1 protein-coding gene is annotated in these 257 nt (G+C 61.9%); it reads left to right on the top strand.

All coding sequences use genetic code 11. The features are described 5' to 3' along the window. Positions 1-257: LysR substrate-binding domain-containing protein (locus SB764_RS42275; protein ID WP_410867074.1), on the top strand; the 257-nt coding region annotated here is incomplete at both ends.

The raw sequence follows: 257 nt of genomic DNA on the forward strand, positions 1-257 counted from the left end.
TGCCGCGCCTGGGGCGCTTGCGTGAGGCGCACCCGGAGTTGGAACTGAGCATTACCACGTGCTTGCAGGACAGCCTGGCGCAGACCAGTACGCTCGATTGCGCGATTCGGTTTGGCAATGGTGAGTGGGACGGGCTGGACAGTTCCTTGTTGATCCAGGAGCGGCATATCGCCGTGTGCGCGCCCTCGCTGTATGCCCGCGAATGCAGCGATGGCGTGGATCTGAATCGCATGACCTTGCTGCATGTGCTGGCCAAT

This window comes from Paraburkholderia sp. SIMBA_027, assembly GCF_046535315.1.
In the GTDB taxonomy this organism is placed as follows: domain Bacteria; phylum Pseudomonadota; class Gammaproteobacteria; order Burkholderiales; family Burkholderiaceae; genus Paraburkholderia; species Paraburkholderia tropica.